Genomic DNA, 26,862 nt, shown 5'->3' on the forward strand with positions numbered 1-26,862 from the left:
CCAAATCGTGGTTGCCCTTTTATTAATTATAGTATTGATAATAAATCTCATTTTCATTCATTATTTTTAACTTTTCTTTTTATTTTTTTCATATTTTCTTCATAAGTGATGTAATCCAGAGCAATTCATGTTCAATACGTGATTTACTAAATTCAATGACTTCTGTAATAAAAGATGAGCTAACATGTAAAGATTGAATAGCAGTAAGCTGTTTATGTAGTACGTCTTGGCGTATTGTTAAAATTTCTTTTCTAGCTTCGTAATCAAGTTTTTCAAATAGCGCGATACGCACAAGGAATTCAGCGTTATTTGTCGCAATCTTTTCGGGAAACTCTCTTAACATTTCATAAAAAATTTCTTCTCCTGTTTCAGTTATGTCGTACATATTTCGATTCGGCTTTCCGACTTGTTTATGTATTTGTTTAATTATAGCCCCCATATTTTCGAAGCGCCGAAGAGCGGGATACAGTGTATTATGGGGTTCAGCCGAGATACGTGTAAAAACGGGTTATAAGCTGTAATATATTTCTATTATTTGTTTTTTAGTTAAAAATATCTACCTCATGATTAACAAAAAGCTGATTACCTATGCGCTATAAATGAACTGCCCCCAATTGTTAAACAAAACCTAGCAATTGGGGGCAGTTCATAGTTATCATTTGACTCTTCTAGTGACTTTCTCAAGTAAAGCCCCCTTTGGTTGAATAAGATTTATTTATTCATTCCCATCAATCGCTTAATTGTTCTTATTTGTCCACGATGATTAATTTCGTCTTCCATAACGTGAAACCACAAGTAGTAATTATTATAAGACACACCATTATCCCACTTGTTTTCCTCGAATAACCAGCTATCTTGTTTTGATTTCAGATATGTTAGTGTATTTTCTCTAACTTGTGATAATTCATTCAAATAATAATCTAAAGATTGCTTTTTTATTCCTTCCCTTGCTTTGTCTCCAAGTTCTAAAGAAATTCGCCACTTTAGATATTCACTTTCAGTTAAATCTCTTTTTTCAAACGAGGTAACTTGATGAACAAACTCCATCGCTGCAATATGTGATAAGAGAGAACCAATAGTGTTTGAACTACCGTTTGGTAAGAAATCTAAATCACTTTGGTTTAAATTGGAGATTTCGCTCAATGTAACATCTCTTGTATGTTCAAGCATTGTTACAAGCTCTCCAATCTTATTTGAATAGTTTTCTCTTGAAATTATTCTATAATCTATCATATATATCTCTCCAATTCATGCTAAGCATAAGTTTACCAATAAAATAAAAAAAACAAAGTCTGAAAATTCATGTAAAATAATGATATAATTTAATTGAATATAAAGAAAAAGGAAACCTGTTTTTATCAGTGTTACCTTATCCAAGACTAAATTTTACCCATACATCATTTTTTTGATGTAGCTCTTGAAGATAAAAACTATTTAATTTTCAAGGAACAGTTATTAACTTAAAACTTATTATACGAGGAGGGTGTATCATGAAAAAAATATGCTTTGTATTAATTGTCGACGCTGGTATAAATTATGGTTCAATATTTTCTCTACCATTTTTAAGGAATCAGGATGATTTGAAGGAATATTTTTCTAAGTATTATGATGTTTCAATTAATTATATTAGGGATAAAAACTCAGTTGACTATTTGGTAGTTCCCAAACCGTGTCCACCTTTTGATAATGAAAATAATCTTCCAATAATTGAAGTACCAACAATCTTATTTATGGAAAAGGATTTTGAAAAAATAAAGACTTATATAGACAATTATTTTTCTAATAACTCATAAAGAAAATAAAAGTACAGTAAAAAGAAGTCCGATAAAAAACGAGTAGCGTAGAATATTTCTATTAATCATTCGTTTTTTATTATATTTACATATCAGTCTATCGCAAATGAACTTGTACAACATATCGGGAAATATAGTGAGGTTAATATCGCTGAAGAGTTTGCTGCACCTTTACCTGTTACCGTCATATCCGATTTATTAGGAGTGCCAACAACTGACCGTAAAAAAAATAAAGAATGCTCTGATATTTTATTTATGCCATATAGTAAAGAAAAATTTAACGATTTGGATGTAGAAAAAGGAATTGCGTTAAATGAATTTAAAACGTACCTGCTTCCAATTGTTCAAGAGAAAAGATATCATTTAACCGACGATATTATTTCAGATTTAATACGAGCTGAATATGAAGGCGAAAGATTAACAGATGAAGAAATTGTTACTTTTTCTTTAGGTTTATTAGCGGCAGGCAATGAAACAACTACTGATTTAATTATTAATAGCTTTTATTGCTTTTTAGTGGATTCACCTGGAACATATAAAGAATTAAGAGAAGAACCTAAATTAATTTCAAAGGCAATTGAGGAAGTATTGCGCTATCGATTTCCCGTTACATTAGCTAGGAGGATTACAGAGGATACAAATATATTTGGGCCTTTTATGAAAAAGGATCAAATGATTGTTGCGTGGGTAAGTGCAGCAAATTTAGATGAGAAAAAGTTTTCGCAAGCCTCTAAATTTAATATACACCGAATAGGAAATGAAAAGCATTTAACATTTGGTAAAGGTGCTCACTTTTGCTTAGGAGCACCACTTGCACGTTTAGAAGCTGAGATTGCATTAAGAACTTTCATAAATGCTTTTGAAAAAATAGAGTTATCTCCATTGTTCAATTTAGAAAAATGTCTATTGGAAAATGAACAAACGTTAAATTACTTACCTATTCTTTTGAATAATAGGTAAATCGATCAGCAAGGTACAAATTTACTGTACCTTGTTTTTTTATCCCGCTTTAATGGGCAGTAAGACCCCCACCTCAAAATTCAGCGAAATTAAAGGATTTAGGTGGGGGATCAACTGCCCATTAAAGTCCGATTGGTGAGGGCTAATAATCAGTTGGGGATGAACAAAATCCCCACTGATTAAAGTTTCACTTTATTTCTCAATTGTAAATTTTTAGTTAGTTATTTAGTATGGAGGTGTGTGAAAAAGAATGGAGGAGGACGCTTATGTTAACGTGTAATGGAAGTAAAACGTTTCAAACATTTATTAAAGCTGTAACGGATTTAATGGATAGTAATTTATTAGAAGATCAAATTGTTTGTGCGATTGAAAAATTACTAGAAGAACTTTTAGAAAAGAAAACATGGCTTCCGTTAGAAAAACAGAAGGCGAATTCGGCTCAATACGCACGACATTTGTTATATGAAGATCCTTTTAATCGTTTTGAAGTATTAGCTCTTGTATGGAAAGATGGACAATCTACACCTTTACATGATCATGATGGTACATGGGGAGTAGAAGGCGTTTTTACAGGGAGGATAATGGTGCAAAACTTTATACAAACGAAGCAGTTTGAAAATTCACTTGTTTATTTAACACATACAGGAAATCTTTATTTGGGAGAAGGAGAAACCGATAAAGTCATTCCACCAGCTGATTGTCATATTCTTGAAATAGCCGAAAATGAAAGCGTTGTCACTATTCATATTTACGGAAAGCGCTTAGAAAAGTTTAAAATATATGTCCCAACTGAAGAAAAGAATGTGTACATGTGTGAGACAAAATATATTAGTTATAGTTCATAGTTTAAAATCAAAAGCTTTTCTTTAAAAAGAAAAGCTTTTGATTTTATTTTTAATTATTTCTTGACCTGAAACGCTTTTCATAAATTATAAATAAGGAGTACTTCACGAAATCAGTATGAAAACGATACCTTTCGTTTAATATAAATTCGTGTATATATAGAAAGTGGTGAAGAAATAATGAAATTAATTGCAATTGATTTAGATGGAACTCTTCTTTCGGGAAATAAAATGATTAGTAAAGAGAATGCAGAAGCAATTCAAAAATGTCAGGAAGCGGGTCATGTTGTAGCAATTTGTACAGGACGTTCTATCGTCGACATTGAAAGATTGTTGTTAGAAGTTAATTTAGAGTGTCCAATTATTGCGGAAAATGGTGCGCTTATATATAAAGATAAAAAAATGATGAAGAGATATCCAATTCAAAATATGCAAGCACTTGAGATTGTAGAATATCTTGAAGAGAATGGCTTATATTATCAGCTTTATACTGATAAAGGTGTGTATGTACCGGATTATGGAGTAGAGAGTGTACGTAATGAAATTGAGTATGTGAAGAATTCAAAAGAAAATTTCGACTTGAAAGAATTAGAAACGATCGCAGCTTTATACCTTGAGCATACAGCGTTTCATAGTGCAGAAAGTTGTAAACCGATTGTAGAAACTGATATACATGTGCATAAGCTTTTACCATTTTCTTATGACATAGAAAAATTAAAAAAGTTAAAAGCAGCGTTTCTGCATAATACTGATTTAGCAATTACATCTTCCTATTGGCATAATTTAGAGATTAATCATCGAGATGCTCAAAAAGGAAATGGATTATATACTTTAGCAGAACATCTAAATATTCCAGTTGAAAATACTGTAGCGATAGGTGATGGGCTAAACGATGTATCCATGATGGAAAAAGCAAACATATCAATTGCAATGGGGAACGCAGTCGAAGAAATAAAAGCAATGTGTAAATACGAAACTTTATCAAATGAAGAACACGGTGTTGCACATGCTTTATATAAATATGTAATGTAATATAAAAAGAAAAAAAGAATCCAAATGGATTCTTTTTTTCTTTTTATTAGGGGTAAGGTATTCTATGAGATTCATAGAAGCCTTATTACTTTTCATTATATAGAATATATTGGAATAAATGTTTATATTTTTCATATTAATTGTGAAAATTTTATGAACTTTGTATTTTTTGTATTTTTATACTACTAAAATCGATGTGTATGACTCTGATATTAAAATCCGGTTTCTGCATGAGTACCCGTTTTAGGTTGGTCGTACATTCAGAATTAATATGTGATGAACAAAATACGTACTGATTAAGGATTCATTTTATACGCTAATTCTTCTCTATTTTAATTGAAAAATAAAATTTATTCGAATAATTATTCTGCAGCTATATACCTAAAGGCACATTCTACGTATAATGGAGAAGTATAAATTTTGAATTTGTATTAATTTTACATATTGAGGTGAAAAAGGAATGAATGCGCGGCTAATGGAACTTATTGATGTGAGTACAATAGAAACCATGGCAGAACAGTTTTATAAATTAACCAACATATCACATCAACTTCTTGATGCTGAAAAAGAATGTATATTTTCTTTTGGAATAAATGAAATGAAAATATGTAAACTTCCCAAAATTGAAATCCCCATTTTTTTATACAATCAACATTTAGGATCTTTTGTAGTATGGTCAAACAAAAGTGACATTTTCAATTGTCAAAAATACTTTGAAATGCTTTCAAATCTAATTATAGATGGAGCAACAAAAATATTTCAAAGTAAAAATTCAACATTGCTCTCTCGAAAAGAAGAGGAATTACATACGATTTTACAAAATATGCCCGTTATGGTTGATGCGCTTGATTATAATGGAGATTTTGTTCTGTGGAATCGTGAGTGTGAAATTGTAACAGGTTATACCGCTGAAGAAATAATAGGGAATCCACATGCACTTCAATTATTGTACCCTGATCATGATTATCGTCACCAAATACAAACGAAATTTTTAACTTGTGGAAAAAATTTCAGAGATTGGGAAATGCACTTAACATGTAAAAATGGTGAAACCAAAACAATCATGTGGTCCAATATTTCAGAACAGTTTCCTGTAAAAGGATATAGCTACTGGGCTGTTGGTGTAGATATTACACATTTAAAAGCGATAGAAGAGCAGTTAAAACAACAAACGTCTGAATTGGAATTGATTTTTAAGGCTTTACCGGATTTATGTTTCTTAACAAAAGATGATGGCACAATTATAGATTATAAAGCAGGATCTCCTACAAAATTTTACGTACCGGCAGAAGCTTTTATGGGAAAAAAGTTTTTCGAAGTATTACCATCGCCAGTGGCGCAGCAGTTTCAGGAAGCAATTCTTCAAGTGAAGGAAAAAGCAACGAATGTAATTGTTGAATACCCACTTACAATTAATGATAGTGTTAATTTCTTTGAAGCCAGATGTTTACCATTATTACATGATAAAATTATGATCATTGTACGTGATATTACAGAACGGAAAAAGACAGAAGAATTGCTAAATAAGTCAGATACACTTGCAGCAATCGGTCAATTAGCAGCTGGTGTTGCTCATGAAGTGAGGAACCCATTGACAGTTATTAAAGGGTTTATACAGTTATTCCAAATTAATAAAGAAGATCAAGAAAAATATTTTGATTTAATGCTTTCTGAAATTGATAGAATAGAAGCGATTCTTCAAGAGTTTTTATCAATCGCTAAAACAGATGAAATAAATACAGAACAAAAAAATATTTATCAAATTTATAAAAATGTCGTTTCATTAATGAATACAAAAGCAATTATGACGAATATTCAAGTAGAACTATATGCAGACACCAAAGATATAAGTATTGAGTGCTCAGAAAATCAATTGAAACAAGTGTTTATTAATATTTTGCAAAATTCAATCGAGGCTATGCCAGATGGTGGGAAAATCACAATTCATATAAAAGAGATAAACGATGAAGGTGTTATTATTCATGTAATTGATGAAGGAATTGGGATACCTGAAGAAAGAATTAAGAGATTAGGCGAACCGTTTTATAGTACGAAAGAAAAAGGTACCGGTATTGGATTAATGTTAAGTTATAAAATTATTGAAAGCCATCAAGGGAAAATAAGTATTATGAGTGAGGTTGGTGTCGGGACAACAGTAACGATATATTTGCCGAAAGCTCAAATCAAAAAACCTCTATCAAATTATGATGATAGATTCGAATCAATGCGTCCCATTATTAATTCTTAAATTACTAAATACCCAATAACCAAAAGCTTAGTTTTTGGTTATTGGGTATTTTTACATTTAATTTAGTAAACTTTACCTTTTCTTTAGATTTGTTTTAATTTCTATTAAGTTTTAAATATTATATTAATATTTGTAAAAGGTAATGTATGGAAGTTATACATTGCTTTTAATATATAAATAAAATATTATTTGGAATGTTATAAGGAGGAGATTAAGACGAAGTGAAAAAACAAGAGAAAATAAAAGGTAGAGCACTATCGATGCGGTTAAACATTTTATTCTTTTGTGTATTTTTATTATTTTCTGCCATGATTATACAATTAGGTAAAGTACAAATTATCGATGGAGAAACGTATAAAAATGAAGTAGAGAAGAGAGAAAATGCAACCGTAAGTCTTTCTGTCCCGCGTGGGAAAATATTTGATAGAGAAGGCAATCCAGTAGTTGATAATAAATCTTTACGTACAATTACATATACAAAGATGAAAGGTGTAAAATCAGAAGAGATATTAAAAACCGCAAGACAACTTGCAGACATAATTGAAATGCCGCAAGAAGATATAGCTAAGTTAACTGAGACAGATAAGAAAGATTTTTGGATGCAATTAAATCCAAAACTGGCTGAAAATCTAGTATCGAAAAAAGAAATAGATACATTTAGAGAAAAGGATATTAGCGGCAAGAAGCTAGATAAAAAAATAGAAGAGTTAAAAAGAAAACGGGTTACAGATAAAAATCTTCAGGAATTAACAGAGAAAGATATAAAAGTGTTAGCTATTAAAAGTAAGATGACTTCTGGTTATCAAATGGCTCCTCAAATTATTAAAAAAGATGTTAGTGAAAAGGAATTTACTATAATTAGTGAAGGTTTAGCGAATCTCCCAGGTGTAGACGTATCGGTTGATTGGGAGAGAGTGTATGTAAATGATGGATTATTCCGATCTGTTCTTGGAAATGTTTCTAATTCCGATGAAGGATTACCAAGTGAACGATTAGATTACTACTTGGTACGTGATTATAGCCGAAATGATAGGGTTGGAAAAAGTTATATCGAGCAGCAATATGAAGATGTACTTCATGGTTCAAAAAAAGAAATAAGAAGTGTTGCAGATAAACAAGGTAATACAATAAGAACCGAAACTGTTTCTGAGGGAAAGAGCGGTAAGAATTTAACTTTAACAATAGATATGGAGCTGCAGAAAAAAGTAGAAGAAAGTATTGAAAAAATATTAAAGGCATATAAAGGGTCAGAATCTATGTTGGACCGTGCTTTCGTTGTGATGATGAATCCGAAAAACGGACAAGTATTATCCATGGCTGGGAAAAGACTTGTAGAAAAAGACGGGAAAACAGAAGTTGAAGACTATGCATTAGGCACAATGACTAGTTCTTATGAGCTTGGATCAACAGTGAAAGGTGCGACAGTTTTAACTGGATTTGAAACGAAAGCTATAACTCCAGGTACATATTTTTATGATGCACCTATGAAGTTTAAAGGAACTAAGGAAAAAAAGTCTTGGAAAGATTTTGGTAATATTGATGATTTAAGAGCGTTACAAGTCTCTTCAAACGTTTATATGTTTCATACAGCATTAAAAATTGCAGGTGTGGATTATGTGAAAAATAGTTCATTAAATATTAAACAGGAGTACTTTGATAAAATGAGGTATTATTTCAGACAATTTGGATTAGGTGTTCCAACGGGTATCGATTTACCGAATGAAACAGCTGGACAAATTGGTAAAAAAGATAATCAACCTGGTTTCTTATTAGACTACTCAATTGGTCAGTATGACACATATACTCCGCTTCAACTTGTACAATATATATCAACGATCGCAAACGGTGGATATCGAATGAAGCCACAAATTGTTCAAGAGGTAAGAGAGCAAACGTCGAAAAAAGATGAGATTGGTAAAGTTGTACATTCAGTAGAACCAATCGTTTTAAATAAAATTGAAATGAAAGAGGAATATATAAATCAAGTAAAAGAAGGATTTAGAAAGGTATTCCAAGAAGGTGATGGAACAGGGGTAAGGGCGTTCCAAAAAGCATCATATAAACCAGCAGGTAAAACAGGGACAGCACAGACGGTATATGGTGGAGAAAGTGATATCGGAAGAAATGAAAAAGGCGAGAGAAGAGAATGTTATAATTTAACGTTAGCAGGATATGCGCCATATGATAATCCTGAAGTAGCATTCTCTGTGGTTGTGCCGTGGGTTATTAATGATAAATCTGGTATTAACTCTGATATTGGAAAAGAAGTTTTAGATGCTTATTTTGAATTGAAAAATAAGCGATTGACTGGAGAAACTATAAAAATAGATAGCTCTCAAGAAGGTTAAAACATATGAAATAGTACAGAAACTAGAGTCGACTTATTTAGAAATAGGTTCAAAATGGGTGATAGAGAGGTAAAATCATTCTATCAATTATTCACATTTTATAAAATAAATCATATATTGATAGCATAGGACAAGCTGAAAAGCTTATTCTAACCTCACAGAACACTCCTTATCACGGTTTGGCATCTACTTATGTAGATGCCTTTTTTAATTTAATCACTAACAATTATTTATCAACCTAAAGTAGCAAGCATATTAGGACTATTAGGTGAAGATTGACGGTAATAATTACAGTATGCTTAATAAGCGAATTGAAATGTAAGGAGTGAGAAATAAGTGCTAAATATTTTAGTGGTTAATTTTCCAGCAGAGGGACATGTAAATCCTACATTAAGTTTAGTCAAAGCCTATACTGAACGAGGTGATCACGTACATTATATTACGACAGAACAATTTAAAGGCAGAATTGAAGATTTGGGAGCTACTGTATATACACATCCAGATTTATTAAAGGAGATTTCTATTGATTCTGAAACTCCAGATGGGCTGAATTCTTTCTTTCGTGTACATGTTCAAACTTCTTTATATATATTAGAAATTACGAAACAATTATGTGAAAACATACATTTTGATTTCTTAATTTATGATATATTTGGCGCTGGAGAGTTAGTAAAGGAGTATTTACAAATTCCAGGCATAGTTTCTTCTCCTATATTTTTAATTCCTCCAAATTTTTTGGAAACATTACCTTTTCATCCAAATGCAGAAATACCATTCCAACCTGATAAAATTTCTGAACAGTTACTATATCAAATGGAACATGAATTTGGAGTAACACCTAAAAATAATCTTCAATTTATGCATAACAAGGGAGATATTACTCTTGTGTACACAAGTCGCTATTTTCAACCTAATAGCGATTTATTTGGAAGAAATAACATTTTTATTGGACCGAGTATTTCAAATCGTAAAACAAATGTACAGTTTCCATTTGAATTACTTAAAGATAAGAAAGTTATTTATATTTCAATGGGGACACTGCTTGAAGGACTCGAACCATTCTTTAATACTTGCATTGATACTTTCTCGAATTTTGATGGAATAGTTGTAATGGCAATTGGTGATAGAAATGATCGTTCAAAAATTAAGAAAGCGCCAGACAATTTTATAATTGCTTCATACGTACCCCAATCAGAAATATTAAGTGAAGCAGATGTTTTCATTACACATGGTGGTATGAATAGCGTACACGATGCCATTTATTTTAATGTCCCATTTGTCATCATTCCACATGATAAAGACCAGCCAATGATAGCGCAACGATTAACTGAGCTTGAAGCAGCACATCGGTTATTGAAAAAGAATGTTAATGTGCAAACTTTAAATGAAGCGGTAACAGACGTTCTTTCAAATGAAAAGTATAAACATGGTATACGAAAACTGAATGATAGTTTTTTAGAATGTGGTGGTACTAAAGAAGCAATTGCAGTGATTACATCTCTTTTAAATAAATAGTTTAGACAATATAAAAGCATAGAGGCACTACCTTTATGCTTTTATATTATTATACTGCAAACTGCACAGCAGTATTTGCATGTAAAAAAGCGGTATCAAAAACAGGTACAGTAAGGTCGTTTTGGGAAATGAGCAATGGTATTTCAGTGCAGCCTAGCAATATACCTTCTGCGCCATTTTGAATTAATGAGTTTGTAATTTGTAATAGCTTTTCTTTTGATGTTTCTGAAATAATTCCTTTACTTAATTCATTTAAAATAACATGATGAATAAAATTTCTTTCCTCTTTATTTGGAATAATTGTCTCAATGTTATAGTTCGCTAGACGTGATTTATAGAAGTCTTGTTCCATCGTTTGTTTCGTACCTAATAGTCCGATCCGTTTTATATTCTGCTCTACCATTTTTTTAGCACTTACATCACCAATGTGAAGAAGTGGAATAGATATTGCCTGTTCTACTTCTTCAGCAAATAAATGGACCGTATTGGAACACATTAATAAACAATCAGCTCCGGATTTTTCAACCTTTTTTGCAACTGTGACTAATTCGTTTTTCACTTCTTCATATTGATGATTTTGTAATAAAGTAGTTACTTCACCAAAGTCCATGCTATATAAAACAAGCTTCGCATTTTGGTCGTATTGAGAGAGTGTAAGTGTATTAATATGTTTATAGTATAACGATGTAGATTCCCAACTTAGTCCACCAATTAAACCGATTACTTTCATCGTACATTCCTCCCGTAACTATTTTGAATTCATTATTTCATAATTCCTATAAGAATACAATGATTTAAATGTACAGTTAAACGAAAAATGAAAATAATTAGAAAAGTGTTGAAATTTACACTTATTAGTGCCATAATACGAATTACAAATTAATACTTATCCAGAGAGGTGGAGGGAACGGCCCTATGAAACCTCAGCAACCCCTATGTAAATGTATAGGAAGGTGCTAATTCCGCAGAGGACACGATGTGTTTTTTGGAAGATAAGAGGATTCTTGAACGTGAAGAAAATGACCTCTTATGTAAGGGGTCATTTTTTGTTGTATAGAAAGGGAGTGTCGATGCATAATTCATTTTCAAAATAAATATAGAGTAATAAAAGTTGACTCATATGAGAGGGGAATTGTAATGAACAAATTATCAACGAAGTTAGTAGTGGCAATCGGAATTGGAGCAGCGTTATACGGCATATTAGGACTTTGGGGATTTTCTATTGCACCAAATACGTTTATTAAACCTGCATTAGCTATTTTAACCGTTTTTGGAGCTTTATTTGGTCCAGTGGCAGGGCTGCTAATAGGACTTATCGGTCATACCGTAACAGATACAATCGCTGGATGGGGTATTTGGTGGGGATGGGTTATTAGTTCAGGCATTATCGGTTTTGCAATGGGGCTCATTCAAAAAAGAGTTGGCTTTAGTGTGAAAAACGGGACGTATAATAAAGGCGATATTTCTTATTTAGCTATTACTGGGTTACTTGGTATCGTAATTGCTATTATATTTGCTGGGGCATTCGATGTTATTGTGATGGGAGAACCATTTGACAAAATTGTTATACAAGTATTAGGAGCAACAATTGCTGATGTTATTGTATTTTTAGTTCTTGGATTGCCAATTACAATAGGTCTAGCTAAATCTAATAAGAAACATACACATTTAAAAATTGAAAAGTAGGGATGTTAACATGCAACCAATCATTTCTTTTGAACAATTCAGCTTTCAATATGAACATGCTGCGCAGCCTACTGTAAAAGACATTACATTTCATATATACCCTGGAGAAAAAGTACTAATTGCTGGACGAAGTGGTTCAGGGAAGTCAACGTTAGCTCATTGTATAAATGGGCTAATCCCCTTTTCTTATGAAGGGATTAGTACTGGTAATATTTTAATTGCCGGAAAAGACCCGAGGAAAGAGAGTGTTTTTGAACTGAGTAAACAGGTAGGAACAATTTTGCAAGATCAAGATGCTCAATTTATTGGTCTTACAGTAGAAGAGGATGTAGCTTTTTATTTAGAAAATGAATGTGTAAATCAAGATGATATGAAAAAGATTGTTTCGGACTCATTAAAAAAAGTAAAGATGCATGCTTTTCATAAACAAAGTCCACATGAATTATCAGGGGGGCAAAAACAAACTGTTTCTTTAGCAGGTTTGTTAACAACAAATGCTGATATATTATTGTTCGATGAACCGTTAGCGAATTTAGATTCAGCAAGTAGTTTACATACGATAGAACTTATTAAAGGCATACATAAACAATATAATAAAACAATTGTAATTATTGAACATCGAATAGAAGAAATGTTAAACCTGGATTTAGATAAAATCATTTTAATGAATGAAGGGGAAATTGTTGCGATAGGGACACCAGAAGAGATTTTAGCGTCAAATATATTACCATCTATCGGCTTAAGAGAGCCTATGTACGTAGAAGTATTAAAGAAATTGCAGTTTGATGGTAATAATGACGTAATATACTACCCGCTTGAAAATCTTCAAAGGGAAAGTGTTCGTAGCATAATAGATGAGTGGATGGAGAAGCAAATTTCTTTTAAAGGTACTCCTACAAAAAAAGAATTATTGAAAGTAGAGAATTTGTCATTCTCCTATCCTAATAAACAAAAAGTATTGGACAATGTAAATTTCTCCATATATGAAGGTGAAATTGTAGCACTTTTGGGCCATAATGGAGCCGGTAAATCAACATTAGCTCATAGTCTTATAGGCATAAACAAAACAAAAAATGATAGGATTGTATTTGATGAAGTAAATATCAATTCTTGGTCTATTCGTAAACGTGGTGAGGTTATATGTTATGTGATGCAAAATCCAAATCAGATGATTACACAACCTACTGTTATAGAAGAGGTTTCATTTTCATTAAAATTAAAAAAGTTTTCAAAGGAAGAAATTAAGCTTAGAGCGGAAGAAACATTAAAACTTTGTGGTTTGTATCCATTTCGAAATTGGCCAATTCAGGCATTAAGTTATGGACAAAAGAAGAGAGTAACGATTGCATCTGTACTAATAGCAAATCCGAAACTTATCATATTAGATGAACCGACAGCGGGACAAGATTATTATCATTATAAACAGTTTATGTCGTTTATTAGAAAACTAGCTGTAAAGGGAATATCTTTTATTTTTATTACACACGATATGAATCTCGCTTTAGAATATGCAGACAGAGCGATTGTTCTAGATAAAGGGGAAATTATTGCGAATAATTCCGCGTGCGTTGTATTAGGGGATACAGAAACGTTACAAAGGGCGAACCTAAGGGAAAGTTCTTTATTCAAACTAGTTAAATTTAGTGGAATTTCATATCCTGAAAGGTTTATGGAACATTATTTTGAGGATATTAGGGGGGAGGAAGGTGTATAGTACATATTTTCATCGCATGGATGGAGCAGTGAAATTGTTGTTATTTATTTTTTGTATGACACTTACTTTTTTGTTTTTTGATTTTCGTATATTGCTATTTGTATTTATAATTGGATGTATCGGACTATTTATTGCTAAAATTCCATTTCGTAAAATTTGCATTGTTTTTACTGTTATATTTACATTTAGTTTATTAAATTCTGTCATGATTTTATTTATTACACCAACTCATGGATCTGAATTAACCGAATCATATACTTCATTTCTACATATTGGATATGCAACGATTACTTATGAAACTTTATTTTATGCAGCTACACTTTCATTAAAGTATTTTACGTTATTACCATTTACACTTATCTTTATTTATACGACTGATCCAAGTGGATTTGTGAGTAGCTTAAGTAAATTTCGAATTCATTATAAGATTACTTATGCGATAAATATTGCATTACGTTATATACCTGATATTCAGTCTGAATATAAAATTATTAAACATGCGCAAGAGGCAAGAGGAATAGCGTTTGAAAAAGGAGAAGCAAGTTTATGGATTCGTATGAAAAACCGTGTCTTAATTTTCTGGCCTTTAATTATTCATTCTCTAGATAGAATCGATACAGTTTCAAATGCAATGGATTTAAGAGGATTTGGAAAGAAGAATACACGAACTTGGTTTTATACAAATAAAGCGAAAAGCGGGGATTTCATTGCTTTATTTGTAGGTATTTTTATTTTAATTGTTGCAGTGTATTTAAAGTTACATGTATTTCAAAACTTTTGGTATCCATTTTAAAGCACTCTCAAATGAGTGCTTTTACTTATTTTTATGTGGACATGCTCAAAAAAGGGATATTTACATAATGTATAATACGAACCAGTTAAAATGATCAACTACCTATTAGTTTTCAAACCAAAAGGAGGAGAAAATATGAGTTACGGTGGTTCTTGTGGTTTTGGTGGAGGTTTCGCGTTATTAGTTGTGTTATTTATTTTATTAATTATCGTTGGATGCAGCTGCTGGGGCGGAGGGTACTAATTTCTAATTAGTCTCCACAAATGTAAACTTAAAAAACATAGAAGATACTTATGTATCGAAACAAATAAAAAAGGAGCAATTATGCTCCTTTTTTATTTGTTTTCAGATGAGTTCATATTACATCTCGGCAATGTAATTGTCAAAGTTGTACCTTTATTAATAACGCTTCGGATTTTCAAACTACCTTGCATCGTTTCAATGATCTTAACAGCAACCATTGTGCCTAAACCTGTACCCTTCGTTTTTGTACTGAAATACGGTTCACCAAATCGATTTACTTGCTCTTGTGACATACCAATTCCGCTATCCTCAATTCGAATGATAACTTTATTATTACTAATAGATGAGGAGATATGTAAAGTACCACCATTAGGCATTGCTTCAATCCCATTTTTTATTAAGTTTAAAAAACATTGTTGAAAGTGCTGTTTATTACCAACAATTGTTGCTGTAGAGAAATCTTTGGTAATATGTATTGTGTTCATGTTACATAAAGGTAAGATCATATTAATAACTCGATTTAACTCTTGTTCTATTGAAATATGATCTAATTTTTCTGAAGCAGGTTTGGCAAAGGTTAAATAATCGTCAATAATTCCTTGAGCACGATGTAACTCTTCAAGTATATGTTCAATATACTCGTCTCTTGATTCTGGAGTTAAATTAGGTGTTTTTAAAAGTTGAGTAAATCCTTTTACGACAGTTAAGGGGTTTCTTACTTCGTGCGATATACTAGCAGCAAGTTGGCTAACAATCTCCATTTTTTCCATTTTAATCATCTTTGATCGCATACATACTGCATCTTTTAAAACTTCATTAAAATAAATGCCAAACAACATCAAAATGGTTGGTAATATTATGAAATAAATAATGTACAAATTATTCACTTCAAAATCTGATAAAGTTAATACAATTACAGTTGTAAATATTGCTAGAAAAAATGTTAAAAACATTCCATAAGCTACTTTAATTTTTCTATTATACTTATTAAATTTTGCGGATGCGAATGCTGTAACGATAAACATTGTTCCATAAACTAGTATTGTTAACATACTAAATCCATAAAATGAAAATCTTGTAATTAATAAAATAGCAAACAAAATGATACCAACAGGGAAGCCACCATAAAGTGTGCCTATTATAACGGGTATTTGTCTTAAATCATGAATACAATTTTCATCCATATAGATTGGATAGCGCATACATAAAATAAGAGGGATACTCGTACAAAGGATAATAAGTAATTTTTTATATTTCTTTAAATAGCGTCCGCTATCATATATAAAATAAAAAATAAATATACTACTTAAAATGTAAAGAAGATTATTTAATACGTTTTGATTAATATAAACAAAGTTCATAATATTTTCCTCGTTATTTTGAATTTCCATTTTATATGTATTATACATGATTATAGTAGAAACTTTTTGCTTTTCATAATATAAGTTTACATCTTTTCAGCATTTGCCACGTTTATCCACTCTTCATAAAATACTTTAACTGATTCATATCGTTTAGCTCGGCTTTCATTTACAGCACGATGCGCTATTTCATATAAATCCCTACTTGCTTCCCATTTTGTAAAGGAACGATCTTTCCCACCGCCCAAGAGAGCAAAAGCCATCGCCCCCATATTAAATACATTTGTTCTTGCGTCAATCATTGCATGTAGCTCGAATTCTTCAGGAGACATAAAACGAGAGGAACCCCATAATCGTCCCATTGTATTCACATATGGTTTTTTTGAATATAAATCAATATCACAAATCTTCGTCTCATTTGTATGAAAATTATATAAAATACTACCGTCATAAAAATCTAATGCTACATAGTTTTTCTTTTCAACAAATGTATGGAAAGAAAAAATGGAATGTAATGATTGAATTCGTTCCATAACTGATAAATGCTTAAATTTATAAAATGGAGAGCTTGGATTAGTATATTTTTCAGGAGGCGGGAAACTCCAATGTGAATGAAGACATTCGCCATCAAACCAATCAAAAATTAAGACATATCCAAATTGAACGGGAAAATGTTCAATTAATTGTATAAGTGACTCATGCTTTAATTCTTCATATAAGGAAACTGAATTTTTTAATCTATCAATTGCATCGCTGGTCTTTCCGTTATATGCAATTGTATGTGCCCCTGCATATTTAATAAATTTCTTATGACCATCTTTTTCTACACCAAAAGATAGATTGCCTGAATCTTGCTGGTCAAAAACCGCAAATACGTTTCCTAATTTCAATAGCCAATCAAAATTATGATGTTCTTTTAACTGGAATGTAACTTGATTCAATTGAATTTCAACTGGAATATCTTTCATATTATACCTCGCATTTATTATAATAAAGTTGTATATTTCAGTATTCGACAAATTTTGTGAAAATCCTATGTTAATCACATGAAATTTTATAAATATAATAATAAAAGATTATAAGAGGGTGGATAAAATGGAACAACAAATCGTTATTAAGCCATATGAAAAAGAATGGCATAAAGAGTATGTAATAGAAAAAGAGAAATTTATTTCTTTATTCGGAGGAGATTGTATTGCTATTGAACATATAGGAAGTACTTCCATAGAGGGATTAGGAGCGAAACCACTAATAGATATGATGATTGGTGTAACAGATTTGCAAATTACAGAAAATTGGATTGAAGCGCTATTAAAAATTGGGTATGAGTATGTTCCAAAAGAAACACCTAATCGACGTTTTTTTAGAAAGGGAAAATGGAGAGCTGGTACTCATCATTTACATGTTTATATTTATAATAGTGAGGAGTGGAAGAATAACATTTTATTTCGTGATTTTCTTATAGAACATAAATGGGCACAGAAAGAATATAGAGAATTAAAAGAGGAACTTGCAGCTACATATCCTTTTGATCGTGCTTCATATACAAGTGCAAAAGCACCGTTTATTCAAAATATATTAGAACTGGCCAAAACTTAAAATCCCCTGCCTTTCCTACGTTATTTATAGGGAAGGATTTTTTCTTTTGTCATAACGATATACATTATTTCTAATTATTGGAGACGGATTATTTTATTTATTTCGATATTTCTAGTACATTGAAAATATTAAGGGGGAATTAAACAATGAAAGCTATTGTACATCAATATAAAAAAGGGGTAGAAGGATTAGAATGTAAATTTTTACCTGAAACAAATCCTAATGCCGGTGAAGTAAAAGTAAAGTTAAAAGCTGCAGGATTAAATCATAGGGATTTATTTATTATAAACAATAGAAAAGAAATGGATCTGCCGTTAGTAATAGGATCAGATGGTTCAGGAATTGTTACAGAAATCGGAGAAGGCGTTTCAAATCATTTATTAAATAACGAGGTTATTATAAATCCTAGCATTGGATGGGATAATATTGCCGAAGTACCAGAGTTACCAGAGGTGTTAGGTGGACCGAAAGATGGAACGTTTGCTGAATATGTCATTGTGCCAGCTGAAAATGTAGTGGCAAAACCGTCATATCTTACTTGGGAAGAGTCTGGCGTATTATCTTTATCGGCATTAACTGCATATAGAGCGCTTTTTACAAAGGGTAGATTGAAGTGTGGAGAACATGTTTTAATTCCAGGAATAGGCGGCGGTGTTGCGACATTTGCCATGTTATTTGCGAAAGCAATTGGTGCAAAAGTAAGTGTTACTTCAAGGGTAGAAAGTAAAAGAAAGTTTGCCGAAACATATGGTGCAGACTTTTCTTTTAATAGTTCTGGAAATTGGGAAGAGAGTTTAGGCAAAGAGAAAGTAGATCTAATAATCGATAGTATAGGACCAGCAACATTCTTACAATATTTTGATGTATTAAAACCAAATGGGAGAATTGTTAATTTTGGTGCAAGTTCAGGAGATAAAATTGAATTGCCATTACGTGCATTATTTTATAACCAAATCGATATTATGGGGACATCTATGGGTAGCCGTGAGGAATTTAATGAAATGGTTAAGTTTATTGAGAAACATAAAATTAAACCAATTATTGATAAAGTATATTCGTTAGAAGAAGCCATTCAAGCGTTAAGTCGTATGGAACAAGGAGAACAGTTCGGTAATATCGCTCTACGTATGGAATAAAAATATGATTTAATAACCTATGTTTTTATATGGATATGTTATGTAATATATACACTTATAGTTTGTGAATCATTTGACTTAAAAGGTTTTTCAACCCTATATATCTTTAATTCATGTAAATAGTTACATAATTGTCAAATGAAAAATAGTAAAATGAATAAAGTGAAAATCTAAATATGTGTAAATGTTGTATACTGTGTAAATCAAGTCAACTTGTATCTTTATTTCAAGTAATATAAGAAATTATAAGGAGAGAGTAACGTGAATTACACAGTATTTCAATGGATAAACAATTTAGCAGGTACATCTGCGCTCTTAGATAAGGTAATGATTGCTATTACAAATAGTGCTGCATATGTGGCTATTCTATTCATGTTTATCTTATGGTTTCATAACGGAAAGAAAGAGAATGCGATAAGAAAACAATATACAGTGTTGTATACGACACTTTCAGTAATAATTGCATTACTAGTAAATGTTTTTATTCATGTAGTATATTATCATCCACGCCCTTTTGTATCATATGAAGTGAATCAATTAGTACCTCATGCAGAAAACTCATCATTTGTTAGTGATCATTCTGTACTTGTATTATCGATTGCGTTCATTTTTATGCTTAGAGGAGAAAAGTTAAGATATATTGCACTTTTATGGGCAGTTTTAGTTTGTATATCTCGTTTGTATGTAGGTGTTCATTTTCCTTTAGATGTAATGGGTGCAGCTGTAATAACGATTATAACAAGCAGTTTATTATTGCAGAAAAAACGTATATTTGAACCAATCGCAAAACTTGTTTTCAAAATGTATGCACTCGTAGCGAAACGAATTCCTTTTCTAAAGAAATATAACCATGTAGCTTAAATTTCATAACTAGCCTTTTATATATTGACCCCCCTCCTTTGAAAATTGAAAGGAGGGTTTTTGTATACAAGTGAATAGATTACTCGCAAAAAGAATTTGAGTGTTATGTAGCAAAAATGAAAGAATGAATATTCAAAAATTTCACGTACTGTATTTTAAGTATATAAATAAACTATCAATAACAATAACTAGTTTCACATTGTTTTAAAGGAATTAATAAGAAAACTTCGAAACATATAGTATTGAAAGCAAAAACTACATAATTTCTAGCACATTTTTGCAGTAATTAATTGTAAAAGAAAGGAGATAAATATGCATAAACTTCAAACGAATAAAGGCGCGCGGTATTTTATGGTTGCTTTTATTGTTTTGTTTCTTATTATGCTTTTGCGTTTTTTCTATATTCAGGCAGTAGGAGTCTTGCATAATGTAAATGTAAAGGATTTAGCAAATGAACAGCATAATAAAAATGGTGTTTTGGAAGCGAATCGTGGCACAATATATGATCAAGCTGGAAAAGTGTTAGTCCAAGATTCCACAACATATCGTGTTGTTGTGAATTTAAAAGGAACAAATAAAGTGAAAAATAAAGATGAAACTGCAGAGCGATTAGCTGATGCGCTTGAAATTGATAAAGAGGACGTATTAAAAAATTTTCATGATGGACGCACGCAAGTTGAAATTGGAAAAGTTGGCCGGAATTTATCTAGAGAAGTAAAAGAAAGAATTGGAAAATTAAAAATTCCAGGGGTATCTTTTATGTCAGAAAAAGCAAGAGTATATCCAAATGAAGATTTTGCATCCTATATACTTGGTTTTGCGAGACCTGACGATAAAGGAAATACAGAAGGAAAATTTGGACTTGAAAAGAGCCTGGATAAATATTTGCGCTCTACAAACGGGAATATAGAATATGTGGGAGCACCAAGAGGGATCCCGCTTACAAATGATATAGGGAAAATAGAACCAGCTAAAAATGGGAATAACGTATACCTTACGCTCGATAAACAAATTAATAGTTTTTTAGAAGAAGCGATGAATAAAGCGCAAGAGCACTATGATCCTTCTATGTTAGTAGGAATCATAGCGGATCCAAAGACAGGGGAAATTTTAGCAATGTCTAGTAAACCTAGTTTTAATCCTAATAAAGGCGATATCGAATATTTTTTAAATGATCCAATCGCAAATGCATACGAACCAGGTTCAACAATGAAAATATTTACGTTAGCTGCCGCAATTAATGAAGGTGTATATAACGGGAAAGAATATTTCCAATCTGGAAAATATTCAGTTGGTTCATCTGATATTAAAGATCATAACGGTGGATTTGGATGGGGATCCATTACATTTGATGAAGGCTTCGAAAGATCATCTAACGTAGCTTTTTCTATTTTAGAAGATCAGCTATTGAAACCAAATAAGTTTAAGCAATATATGAATAAATTTGGATTCAATCAAAAAACCGGAATAGATTTACCTGGTGAAAGTAAAAATACTTTATTATTAAATACACAAATTCAACAAGTCACAACTTCTTTCGGACAAGGCTCTACAGTAACGCCTATTCAATTAATCCAAGCTGCTACCGCTATAGCAAATGACGGGAAAATGATGCAACCATATATCGTTGACAAAGTTGTAAATCCAATAAATAAACAAGTTATTATGGAAAATCAACCGAAAGAAATTGGGAATCCGATAAAAAAAGAGACAGCGGACAAGGTAAGAGACTTAATGGAGCGTGTTATTACGTCTTCAAAAGGTACTGGTACAATGTATAAAGTGGATGGTTATCCAATAGGAGGTAAGACAGGAACAGCGCAAATTCCGAATCCTGAAAATGGACGATATATGGAAGGAAAAGAAAACTATATTTTTTCATTTTTAGGAATGGCTCCGATTGATGACCCAGAGTTAATTGTATACTTAGCTATTAAGCAGCCAAAGTTAAAGGGAGATGAGTATGGAGCTCAGCCGCTCGCTGAAATATTTAAACCAGTTATGAAAAATAGTCTTGAATATTTAAAGGTGAAACCATATACAGAAAAACAAATGGCAGATGCAACGAAACGTTCTGAATTAAAAGTACAAAATTATGTAAATCAATCAATGGATACAGTAGAGAATAGTGTAAAAAAAGAGAAATTTCAACCGATAGTTTTAGGAGAAGGAAAAATAAAAAAGCAATATCCGCAATCTGGTGAAATAATGAGTGAAGGAGATCGTATATTTTTATTAGGTGCTAACGCAAAAATGCCTAATTTACAAGGTTGGTCCATGCGTGATGTTATGTATTTCTCTAAACTATTAAAATTAGAATTAAAGACTACAGGTACGGGCTATGTAACGAGTCAAAGCATTGAAAAGGGACAAGATATACAAGAAGGCGATGCATTAGAACTAAACTTAGAACCACCTTTACAACCGTTAGTAGAGGCGAATACAAATTAATTCGGACAAAGTGAAGGGTCTATATACAATAGGCTCTTTATTTTATAGATTTAAGTAATTTCACGCACCGTAATTTTTAGAAAAAATAATAAATAAAAGAATTAACAGAAACACGCCACTAAATATCTGATTATTTTTTATTTACAGTTAAATATTTCTGTGATAATATGAAAAAAATCAAATGTAGTGAAGAGAAGAGTAAATAAAATGAATTTTTCACAGAGAGCTCCATTTAGCTGAAAAGAAGTAAAAATTCTTTATTGAACCAAACCTCTGAGCAGCACATCGGAACCTTTTATTAGGGGGTGGTGTGACGGGAGCTCCCGTTATAGAGCTATGGTATAAGCATGATTTACAATGCAGTACCTGATAAGGTTAATATGGCGACATATTAACAAACTAGGGTGGCACCGCGATGATAAATCTCGTCCCTAAGACAAAAAGTCTTGGGGGTGGGATTTTTTTATTGTTTCAATACAATTTGGAAAGCGGGGGCCTAAAATGAAAAACTTACTTAAAGATTGGAAATATCCTTTATTATTACTGTCCGGAGTTGGTATTGCGAATTTAGGGGCATGGATTTATTTAATAGCACTGAATGTACTTGTCTATCATATGGGAGGCTCAGCCTTAGCTGTTGCTACTTTATATGTAATTAAACCATTAGCCGCTTTATTTACAAACGCATGGTCAGGAAGTATGATTGATCGTTTAAATAAACGGAAGTTAATGATTCACCTCGATATATATCGTGCGGTATTTATCGCTATTTTACCTTTACTTCCATCACTTTGGATTGTTTATGTATTCGTATTCTTTATCAGTATGGCCAGTGCAATTTATGAGCCTACTGCTATGACATATATGACGAAATTAATACCAGTAGAGAAAAGACAACGTTTCAACTCATTACGTAGTTTAATAGGATCTGGTGCATCTTTAATTGGTCCAGCAATAGCGGGAGTATTGTTAATAGCAAGTACACCGGAGTTTGCTATATATATAAATGCTATAGCATTTCTCTTATCAGGAGTAATTACATTGCTGTTACCTAATCTTGATAAAAAATCCGATATTACTACGTCAAATGATAAGTTATCTTTAGCTGTACTAAAAAAAGATTGGAACATCGTTTTAAATTTCAGTAAAAAATCTTTATATATCGTTTTTGTGTATTTCTTATTTCAAGGGATGATGGTTTTAGTTGCCGCAACTGATTCACTTGAATTGTCATTTGCGAAAGAAGTTTTATTGTTAACAGATAGTGAATATGGCTTTTTAGTTAGTATTGCTGGAGCCGGGTTTATTTTAGGAGCTATAACAAATACAATTTTATCCCAAAAAATAGCGCCTTCATTTTTAATTGGAATAGGATCATTATTCATAGCAATCGGTTATTTAATTTATGCTTTTTCAAATGAATTTTTAATAGCTGCTATTGGATTCTTTATTTTATCTTTCTCTATGGCGTATGCAAACACAGGATTTTATACCTTTTATCAAAATAATGTCCCTGTCCATATCATGGGACGGATTGGGAGTATATATGGGCTTGTGATTGCGGGCATCACCATTTTAATTACGATTTTGTTCGGAGTTGCAACTCAATTTATTTCTATACAACTTGTGGTTATTGTAGGCTCATTGGTAATGCTGCTTATAACTATCATATTGTGTGTATTTACTTTATTGCCCTCACATTCTAAAGTGCATTCCTCTGAGTCAATCAATTCAAAATAGTAATCTTGGTTTTGATTTACGGTATTCAATTGGAGGGTTTACCCTCCTATATATGGAAATATAAGAAGGGTGAACAATATTGATAAACGAGGGTGGTTTTTGTAATGAAAACAAAAGATCAAATAGACAGCATTGTAAAAGAAATGCATCAGCATATAGATTTCTCTGGGATAATTTTAGTAAAAGAAGAAAAAGGCTTAGTCTATGAAGAGGCGTTTGGTTACGCAAATCGCAATGAATGTATAAATAATACGCTACAAACAAGGTTCGGAATTGCCTCCGGTTGTAAAATATTCACTGCTATCGGTATCTGTCAACTTGTTGAGAAGGGGATAATTACTTTTCAAACAAAGTTAAAAGAGTGTTTACGTATAAACTTTCCAAACTTCAATGAAGATATTACAATACATCACCTTTTGACGCATAGTTCGGGTATTCCAGATTATTTTGATGAAAGTATTATGGATAACTTCGAAGATCTTTGGGAACAAACTCCTATGTATCTATTAAAAAATTTAAAAGACTTCTTACCATTATTCCAAAGCAGAAATATGATGTTTGCACCTGGAAGTAAGTTTCACTATAATAATGCAGGTTTTATCATACTGGGATTAATAATCGAAGAACAGACAGGATTTGAATTTACGGAATATATAGAAAAAAACATATTCAATCCAATTGGTATGAATGATTCTGGCTATTTTTCTTTAGATAGTTTACCAAGACACACAGCTTTAGGATATATAAAAGACGAAATTAACCAAAATTGGAGAACAAACGCCTACTCTATACCAATAAAAGGTGGTTCTGATGGTGGTGCTTTTATTACTACGCCAGACATGCTGAAATTCTGGGAAGCGTTATTTAACTATGAAATCATAAGCCGAGAATATACAAACATGCTTTTAACTCCTCATATGCAAGTAAATAATAATCAGTCTTACGGCTATGGAATATGGATTGAAACAAGAGAAAACAAGATATTCAAATATCATGTAATGGGATATGATCCAGGAGTCAGTTTTCGCTCAGCCGTATATCCAGGCTTAGGTATTACAGTAGTTATTCCGTCAAATAAAGGAGCGGGTCCTGAAAAGATAATGAAAGAATTAGAAAACTCTTTTTCATAAGGTTAAAAGAGTTTATGAACGCATTAATAAATGCAAAAAAGACGTACTATTTATTTGTACGTCTTTTTTGCATAAACAATGCTTAAAACTGATGGGAAATCACATTCTATATTTTATAATTTTTATTAGCTAGTATATTTAAAGTATGGAATGAAAAGAAGCGAATATAATTTTCAAATGTAAACAAGTAAATAGGAGGACTCTAAATGGATATTCTATTTGTTATTCTACTTGTTGTTTTTATAATGATATTAATGCAAGGTAAAGAATATAAAGTGAATATTAATCGTATTTGGTTCATTCCGACTTTGCTGTGCTTTGCGACAATCCAGTCTATTATTCATATGGGACAATTAACTATATTGAAAGTATTACTATTCGTTGTAATGCTGGGGATTGGATTGGGTCTTGGAATGATTAGGGGAAAAGTTTTAACATTTCGATTAGATAGTGAAACAGGTCATGTATTACGAAAAGGAAATTGGTTAAGTACAACTATTCTACTTGCCATTCTAGGTACGAAGGTTTTGATTAAACAAAGTATGTTTTCTAGCAGTACTCACTATACATTAATGGTTGTAACAAATACCTTTTTATGTATCACATTAGGTACTGTAATTAGTAAACGATATTATATTTGGAAAAAATATAATGAATTAATACAAAAAACATGAAAGTATTCATCCATTGTTTAACAGCGCCGTGAACGGTAATACTAAATAACATTGAACTTTTACAACAAGGGATGATAATATGATATTCATTTACACAGATTTCGGCGGAACGCATTCAACTTCACTTGCTGCAGCTTATCATTTAAATAAATTACCAACGGATCGTAAGTTAACGAAAGAAGAAATTTTGAATGTAGATTACTTTAATAAATTGAAAACAGAGGATATGGGCAAAATCATTTTTCATGGAATAGACGAAAATGGTAATCCGGTTTATACAATTGGATGTGGTGCATCAAAAGTCGTTGTACCTGCGATGAAACATTTAGGAGAGATTTTGCAAAAACATTATCAAAGTCATGAAAAGATTATTTTTTCTAATACATCACCAACAGTGCCTTTACCAATGACTTTCGGTGGTCTGTTTTCTAGAAGATTTCACATCGACTTCATCGGCGTACCGTTACTCGTATGGGGAGCGAAACTTTGCTGTGATAACGTACAAAGACTTGTTAGTTATACGAAAGAAGCTGGTCGATTGACAAATGATTATGTTGTAATTTTAGATAATGAAACCTTTAAATAATGTATAAAAAGAAGAAAATCGGGCAAATACTTCGGTTTTCTTCTTTTTTTCGTGAAAATGACAAAAAATATTCACATTTAATATCCATCTACTATAGCCAAAACAATAAAGTCCTGTTACTATTACAGGGATATTCTCTTTTCGTAACAT

At 31.6% G+C, this 26,862-nt stretch carries 23 protein-coding genes, 1 pseudogene, 1 riboswitch and 1 other annotated feature; of the genes and pseudogenes, 19 read left to right on the forward strand and 5 right to left on the reverse strand.

Features of this window, described 5'->3' with window-relative positions; translation table 11 throughout:
- Positions 1-88 precede the first annotated feature (88 nt).
- Positions 89-493, reverse strand: a complete 405-nt coding sequence (locus ACSG5Z_RS05470) for a PadR family transcriptional regulator (RefSeq protein WP_050567910.1) — start codon at positions 491-493, stop codon at positions 89-91.
- A gap of 218 nt (positions 494-711) precedes the next feature.
- Positions 712-1,233 carry a DinB family protein gene (locus ACSG5Z_RS05475; protein ID WP_137015392.1) on the reverse strand — a complete coding sequence of 174 codons (522 nt, stop codon included), beginning with the start codon at positions 1,231-1,233 and terminating at the stop codon, positions 712-714.
- 257 nt (positions 1,234-1,490) lie between these two features.
- On the opposite strand from ACSG5Z_RS05475, the gene ACSG5Z_RS05480 reads away from it, so the two are divergent.
- The 7 genes and pseudogenes from ACSG5Z_RS05480 to ACSG5Z_RS05510 all read left to right on the forward strand — a co-directional run bounded on the left by ACSG5Z_RS05480 (position 1,491) and on the right by ACSG5Z_RS05510 (position 10,738).
- Positions 1,491-1,793: a hypothetical protein gene (locus ACSG5Z_RS05480; RefSeq protein ID WP_097857578.1), complete on the forward strand. Its 303-nt coding sequence runs from the start codon at positions 1,491-1,493 to the stop codon at positions 1,791-1,793.
- 93 nt (positions 1,794-1,886) lie between these two features.
- A pseudogene (locus ACSG5Z_RS05485) lies at positions 1,887-2,753 on the forward strand (cytochrome P450); the annotation flags it as partial.
- A 266-nt stretch (positions 2,754-3,019) separates the two neighbouring features.
- Positions 3,020-3,598: a cysteine dioxygenase family protein gene (locus ACSG5Z_RS05490; RefSeq protein WP_088081252.1), complete on the forward strand. Its 579-nt coding sequence runs from the start codon at positions 3,020-3,022 to the stop codon at positions 3,596-3,598.
- 177 nt (positions 3,599-3,775) lie between these two features.
- Positions 3,776-4,627, forward strand: coding sequence for a Cof-type HAD-IIB family hydrolase (locus tag ACSG5Z_RS05495; protein WP_087984415.1), 852 nt, complete (start codon positions 3,776-3,778; stop codon positions 4,625-4,627).
- Positions 4,628-5,087: 460 nt separating this feature from the next.
- On the forward strand, positions 5,088-6,875 hold the full coding sequence (locus ACSG5Z_RS05500) for a PAS domain-containing sensor histidine kinase (RefSeq protein WP_097857581.1): 1,788 nt from the start codon (positions 5,088-5,090) through the stop codon (positions 6,873-6,875).
- Positions 6,876-7,096: 221 nt separating this feature from the next.
- Positions 7,097-9,223, forward strand: a complete 2,127-nt coding sequence (locus ACSG5Z_RS05505) for a peptidoglycan D,D-transpeptidase FtsI family protein (RefSeq protein ID WP_435710938.1) — start codon at positions 7,097-7,099, stop codon at positions 9,221-9,223.
- Positions 9,224-9,559: 336 nt separating this feature from the next.
- Positions 9,560-10,738, forward strand: coding sequence for a macrolide family glycosyltransferase (locus tag ACSG5Z_RS05510; protein ID WP_435710940.1), 1,179 nt, complete (start codon positions 9,560-9,562; stop codon positions 10,736-10,738).
- Positions 10,739-10,787: 49 nt separating this feature from the next.
- Here ACSG5Z_RS05510 and ACSG5Z_RS05515 read toward each other — a convergent pair whose 3' ends face one another.
- Positions 10,788-11,468: an aspartate/glutamate racemase family protein gene (locus ACSG5Z_RS05515; protein ID WP_087984418.1), complete on the reverse strand. Its 681-nt coding sequence runs from the start codon at positions 11,466-11,468 to the stop codon at positions 10,788-10,790.
- A 153-nt stretch (positions 11,469-11,621) separates the two neighbouring features.
- A riboswitch (SAM riboswitch) is annotated at positions 11,622-11,737 on the forward strand.
- A gap of 138 nt (positions 11,738-11,875) precedes the next feature.
- On the opposite strand from ACSG5Z_RS05515, the gene ACSG5Z_RS05520 reads away from it, so the two are divergent.
- The 4 genes from ACSG5Z_RS05520 (at position 11,876) to ACSG5Z_RS05535 (ending at position 15,174) form a co-directional block, all read left to right on the forward strand.
- The gene (locus ACSG5Z_RS05520; protein ID WP_087984419.1) at positions 11,876-12,424 is read left to right on the forward strand and encodes an ECF-type riboflavin transporter substrate-binding protein; all 549 of its coding nucleotides are present in this window, start codon (positions 11,876-11,878) and stop codon (positions 12,422-12,424) included.
- Positions 12,425-12,434: 10 nt separating this feature from the next.
- Complete coding sequence (locus ACSG5Z_RS05525; RefSeq protein ID WP_435710943.1) at positions 12,435-14,138, forward strand: ABC transporter ATP-binding protein; 1,704 nt, start codon at positions 12,435-12,437, stop codon at positions 14,136-14,138.
- A complete protein-coding gene (locus ACSG5Z_RS05530; protein WP_327972352.1) occupies positions 14,131-14,931 on the forward strand; it encodes an energy-coupling factor transporter transmembrane component T family protein in 801 nt (266 codons plus the stop codon). Before ACSG5Z_RS05525 ends, ACSG5Z_RS05530 begins: the two co-directional genes overlap by 8 nt.
- A 135-nt stretch (positions 14,932-15,066) precedes the next feature.
- Complete coding sequence (locus ACSG5Z_RS05535; RefSeq protein ID WP_000120182.1) at positions 15,067-15,174, forward strand: YjcZ family sporulation protein; 108 nt, start codon at positions 15,067-15,069, stop codon at positions 15,172-15,174.
- A gap of 92 nt (positions 15,175-15,266) precedes the next feature.
- Here the strand turns inward: ACSG5Z_RS05535 and ACSG5Z_RS05540 are convergent, their stop codons facing one another.
- Together ACSG5Z_RS05540 and ACSG5Z_RS05545 are read right to left on the reverse strand one after the other, a co-directional pair.
- Positions 15,267-16,535, reverse strand: coding sequence for a sensor histidine kinase (locus ACSG5Z_RS05540; RefSeq protein WP_262749046.1), 1,269 nt, complete (start codon positions 16,533-16,535; stop codon positions 15,267-15,269).
- 86 nt (positions 16,536-16,621) lie between these two features.
- Positions 16,622-17,503, reverse strand: a complete 882-nt coding sequence (locus ACSG5Z_RS05545; RefSeq protein WP_435710949.1) for a protein kinase family protein — start codon at positions 17,501-17,503, stop codon at positions 16,622-16,624.
- A 127-nt stretch (positions 17,504-17,630) separates the two neighbouring features.
- Between ACSG5Z_RS05545 and ACSG5Z_RS05550 the strand changes: the two genes are divergently transcribed.
- The 8 genes from ACSG5Z_RS05550 to ACSG5Z_RS05585 all read left to right on the forward strand — a co-directional run bounded on the left by ACSG5Z_RS05550 (position 17,631) and on the right by ACSG5Z_RS05585 (position 26,712).
- Positions 17,631-18,134 (forward strand): GrpB family protein, encoded by a 504-nt coding sequence (locus tag ACSG5Z_RS05550; RefSeq protein ID WP_087984423.1) that lies wholly within the window; start codon positions 17,631-17,633, stop codon positions 18,132-18,134.
- A gap of 146 nt (positions 18,135-18,280) precedes the next feature.
- Positions 18,281-19,270, forward strand: coding sequence for a zinc-binding dehydrogenase (locus ACSG5Z_RS05555; protein ID WP_060486825.1), 990 nt, complete (start codon positions 18,281-18,283; stop codon positions 19,268-19,270).
- A gap of 261 nt (positions 19,271-19,531) precedes the next feature.
- A complete protein-coding gene (locus ACSG5Z_RS05560; protein ID WP_060486824.1) occupies positions 19,532-20,131 on the forward strand; it encodes an undecaprenyl-diphosphatase in 600 nt (199 codons plus the stop codon).
- 312 nt (positions 20,132-20,443) lie between these two features.
- Positions 20,444-22,582: a penicillin-binding protein gene (locus tag ACSG5Z_RS05565; RefSeq protein WP_060486823.1), complete on the forward strand. Its 2,139-nt coding sequence runs from the start codon at positions 20,444-20,446 to the stop codon at positions 22,580-22,582.
- Between the two features lie 177 nt (positions 22,583-22,759).
- Positions 22,760-23,018: a binding site (T-box leader), on the forward strand.
- A gap of 65 nt (positions 23,019-23,083) precedes the next feature.
- Positions 23,084-24,322, forward strand: coding sequence for an MFS transporter (locus tag ACSG5Z_RS05570; protein WP_087984426.1), 1,239 nt, complete (start codon positions 23,084-23,086; stop codon positions 24,320-24,322).
- 104 nt (positions 24,323-24,426) lie between these two features.
- Positions 24,427-25,452, forward strand: a complete 1,026-nt coding sequence (locus ACSG5Z_RS05575; protein ID WP_087984427.1) for a serine hydrolase domain-containing protein — start codon at positions 24,427-24,429, stop codon at positions 25,450-25,452.
- Positions 25,453-25,658: 206 nt separating this feature from the next.
- Positions 25,659-26,126, forward strand: coding sequence for a DUF1453 family protein (locus tag ACSG5Z_RS05580; protein WP_000353195.1), 468 nt, complete (start codon positions 25,659-25,661; stop codon positions 26,124-26,126).
- 79 nt (positions 26,127-26,205) lie between these two features.
- Positions 26,206-26,712 (forward strand): DUF3189 family protein, encoded by a 507-nt coding sequence (locus ACSG5Z_RS05585; RefSeq protein WP_000576339.1) that lies wholly within the window; start codon positions 26,206-26,208, stop codon positions 26,710-26,712.
- The last annotated feature ends 150 nt before the right edge of the window (positions 26,713-26,862 follow it).

Source organism: Bacillus pretiosus (genome assembly GCF_051294775.1).
In the GTDB taxonomy this organism is placed as follows: Bacteria; Bacillota; Bacilli; order Bacillales; family Bacillaceae_G; genus Bacillus_A; species Bacillus_A wiedmannii.

Coding starts and splice junctions, on each gene's coding strand:
- ACSG5Z_RS05475 (WP_137015392.1), bottom strand. CDS start 1,233: ATGATAGATTATAGAATAATTTCAAGAGAAAACTATTCAAATAAGATT.
- ACSG5Z_RS05480 (WP_097857578.1), top strand. CDS start 1,491: ATGAAAAAAATATGCTTTGTATTAATTGTCGACGCTGGTATAAATTAT.
- ACSG5Z_RS05490 (WP_088081252.1), top strand. CDS start 3,020: ATGTTAACGTGTAATGGAAGTAAAACGTTTCAAACATTTATTAAAGCT.
- ACSG5Z_RS05495 (WP_087984415.1), top strand. CDS start 3,776: ATGAAATTAATTGCAATTGATTTAGATGGAACTCTTCTTTCGGGAAAT.
- ACSG5Z_RS05500 (WP_097857581.1), top strand. CDS start 5,088: ATGAATGCGCGGCTAATGGAACTTATTGATGTGAGTACAATAGAAACC.
- ACSG5Z_RS05515 (WP_087984418.1), bottom strand. CDS start 11,468: ATGAAAGTAATCGGTTTAATTGGTGGACTAAGTTGGGAATCTACATCG.
- ACSG5Z_RS05520 (WP_087984419.1), top strand. CDS start 11,876: ATGAACAAATTATCAACGAAGTTAGTAGTGGCAATCGGAATTGGAGCA.
- ACSG5Z_RS05525 (WP_435710943.1), top strand. CDS start 12,435: ATGCAACCAATCATTTCTTTTGAACAATTCAGCTTTCAATATGAACAT.
- ACSG5Z_RS05535 (WP_000120182.1), top strand. CDS start 15,067: ATGAGTTACGGTGGTTCTTGTGGTTTTGGTGGAGGTTTCGCGTTATTA.
- ACSG5Z_RS05540 (WP_262749046.1), bottom strand. CDS start 16,535: ATGAACTTTGTTTATATTAATCAAAACGTATTAAATAATCTTCTTTAC.
- ACSG5Z_RS05545 (WP_435710949.1), bottom strand. CDS start 17,503: ATGAAAGATATTCCAGTTGAAATTCAATTGAATCAAGTTACATTCCAG.
- ACSG5Z_RS05550 (WP_087984423.1), top strand. CDS start 17,631: ATGGAACAACAAATCGTTATTAAGCCATATGAAAAAGAATGGCATAAA.
- ACSG5Z_RS05555 (WP_060486825.1), top strand. CDS start 18,281: ATGAAAGCTATTGTACATCAATATAAAAAAGGGGTAGAAGGATTAGAA.
- ACSG5Z_RS05565 (WP_060486823.1), top strand. CDS start 20,444: ATGCATAAACTTCAAACGAATAAAGGCGCGCGGTATTTTATGGTTGCT.
- ACSG5Z_RS05570 (WP_087984426.1), top strand. CDS start 23,084: ATGAAAAACTTACTTAAAGATTGGAAATATCCTTTATTATTACTGTCC.
- ACSG5Z_RS05575 (WP_087984427.1), top strand. CDS start 24,427: ATGAAAACAAAAGATCAAATAGACAGCATTGTAAAAGAAATGCATCAG.
- ACSG5Z_RS05580 (WP_000353195.1), top strand. CDS start 25,659: ATGGATATTCTATTTGTTATTCTACTTGTTGTTTTTATAATGATATTA.
- ACSG5Z_RS05585 (WP_000576339.1), top strand. CDS start 26,206: ATGATATTCATTTACACAGATTTCGGCGGAACGCATTCAACTTCACTT.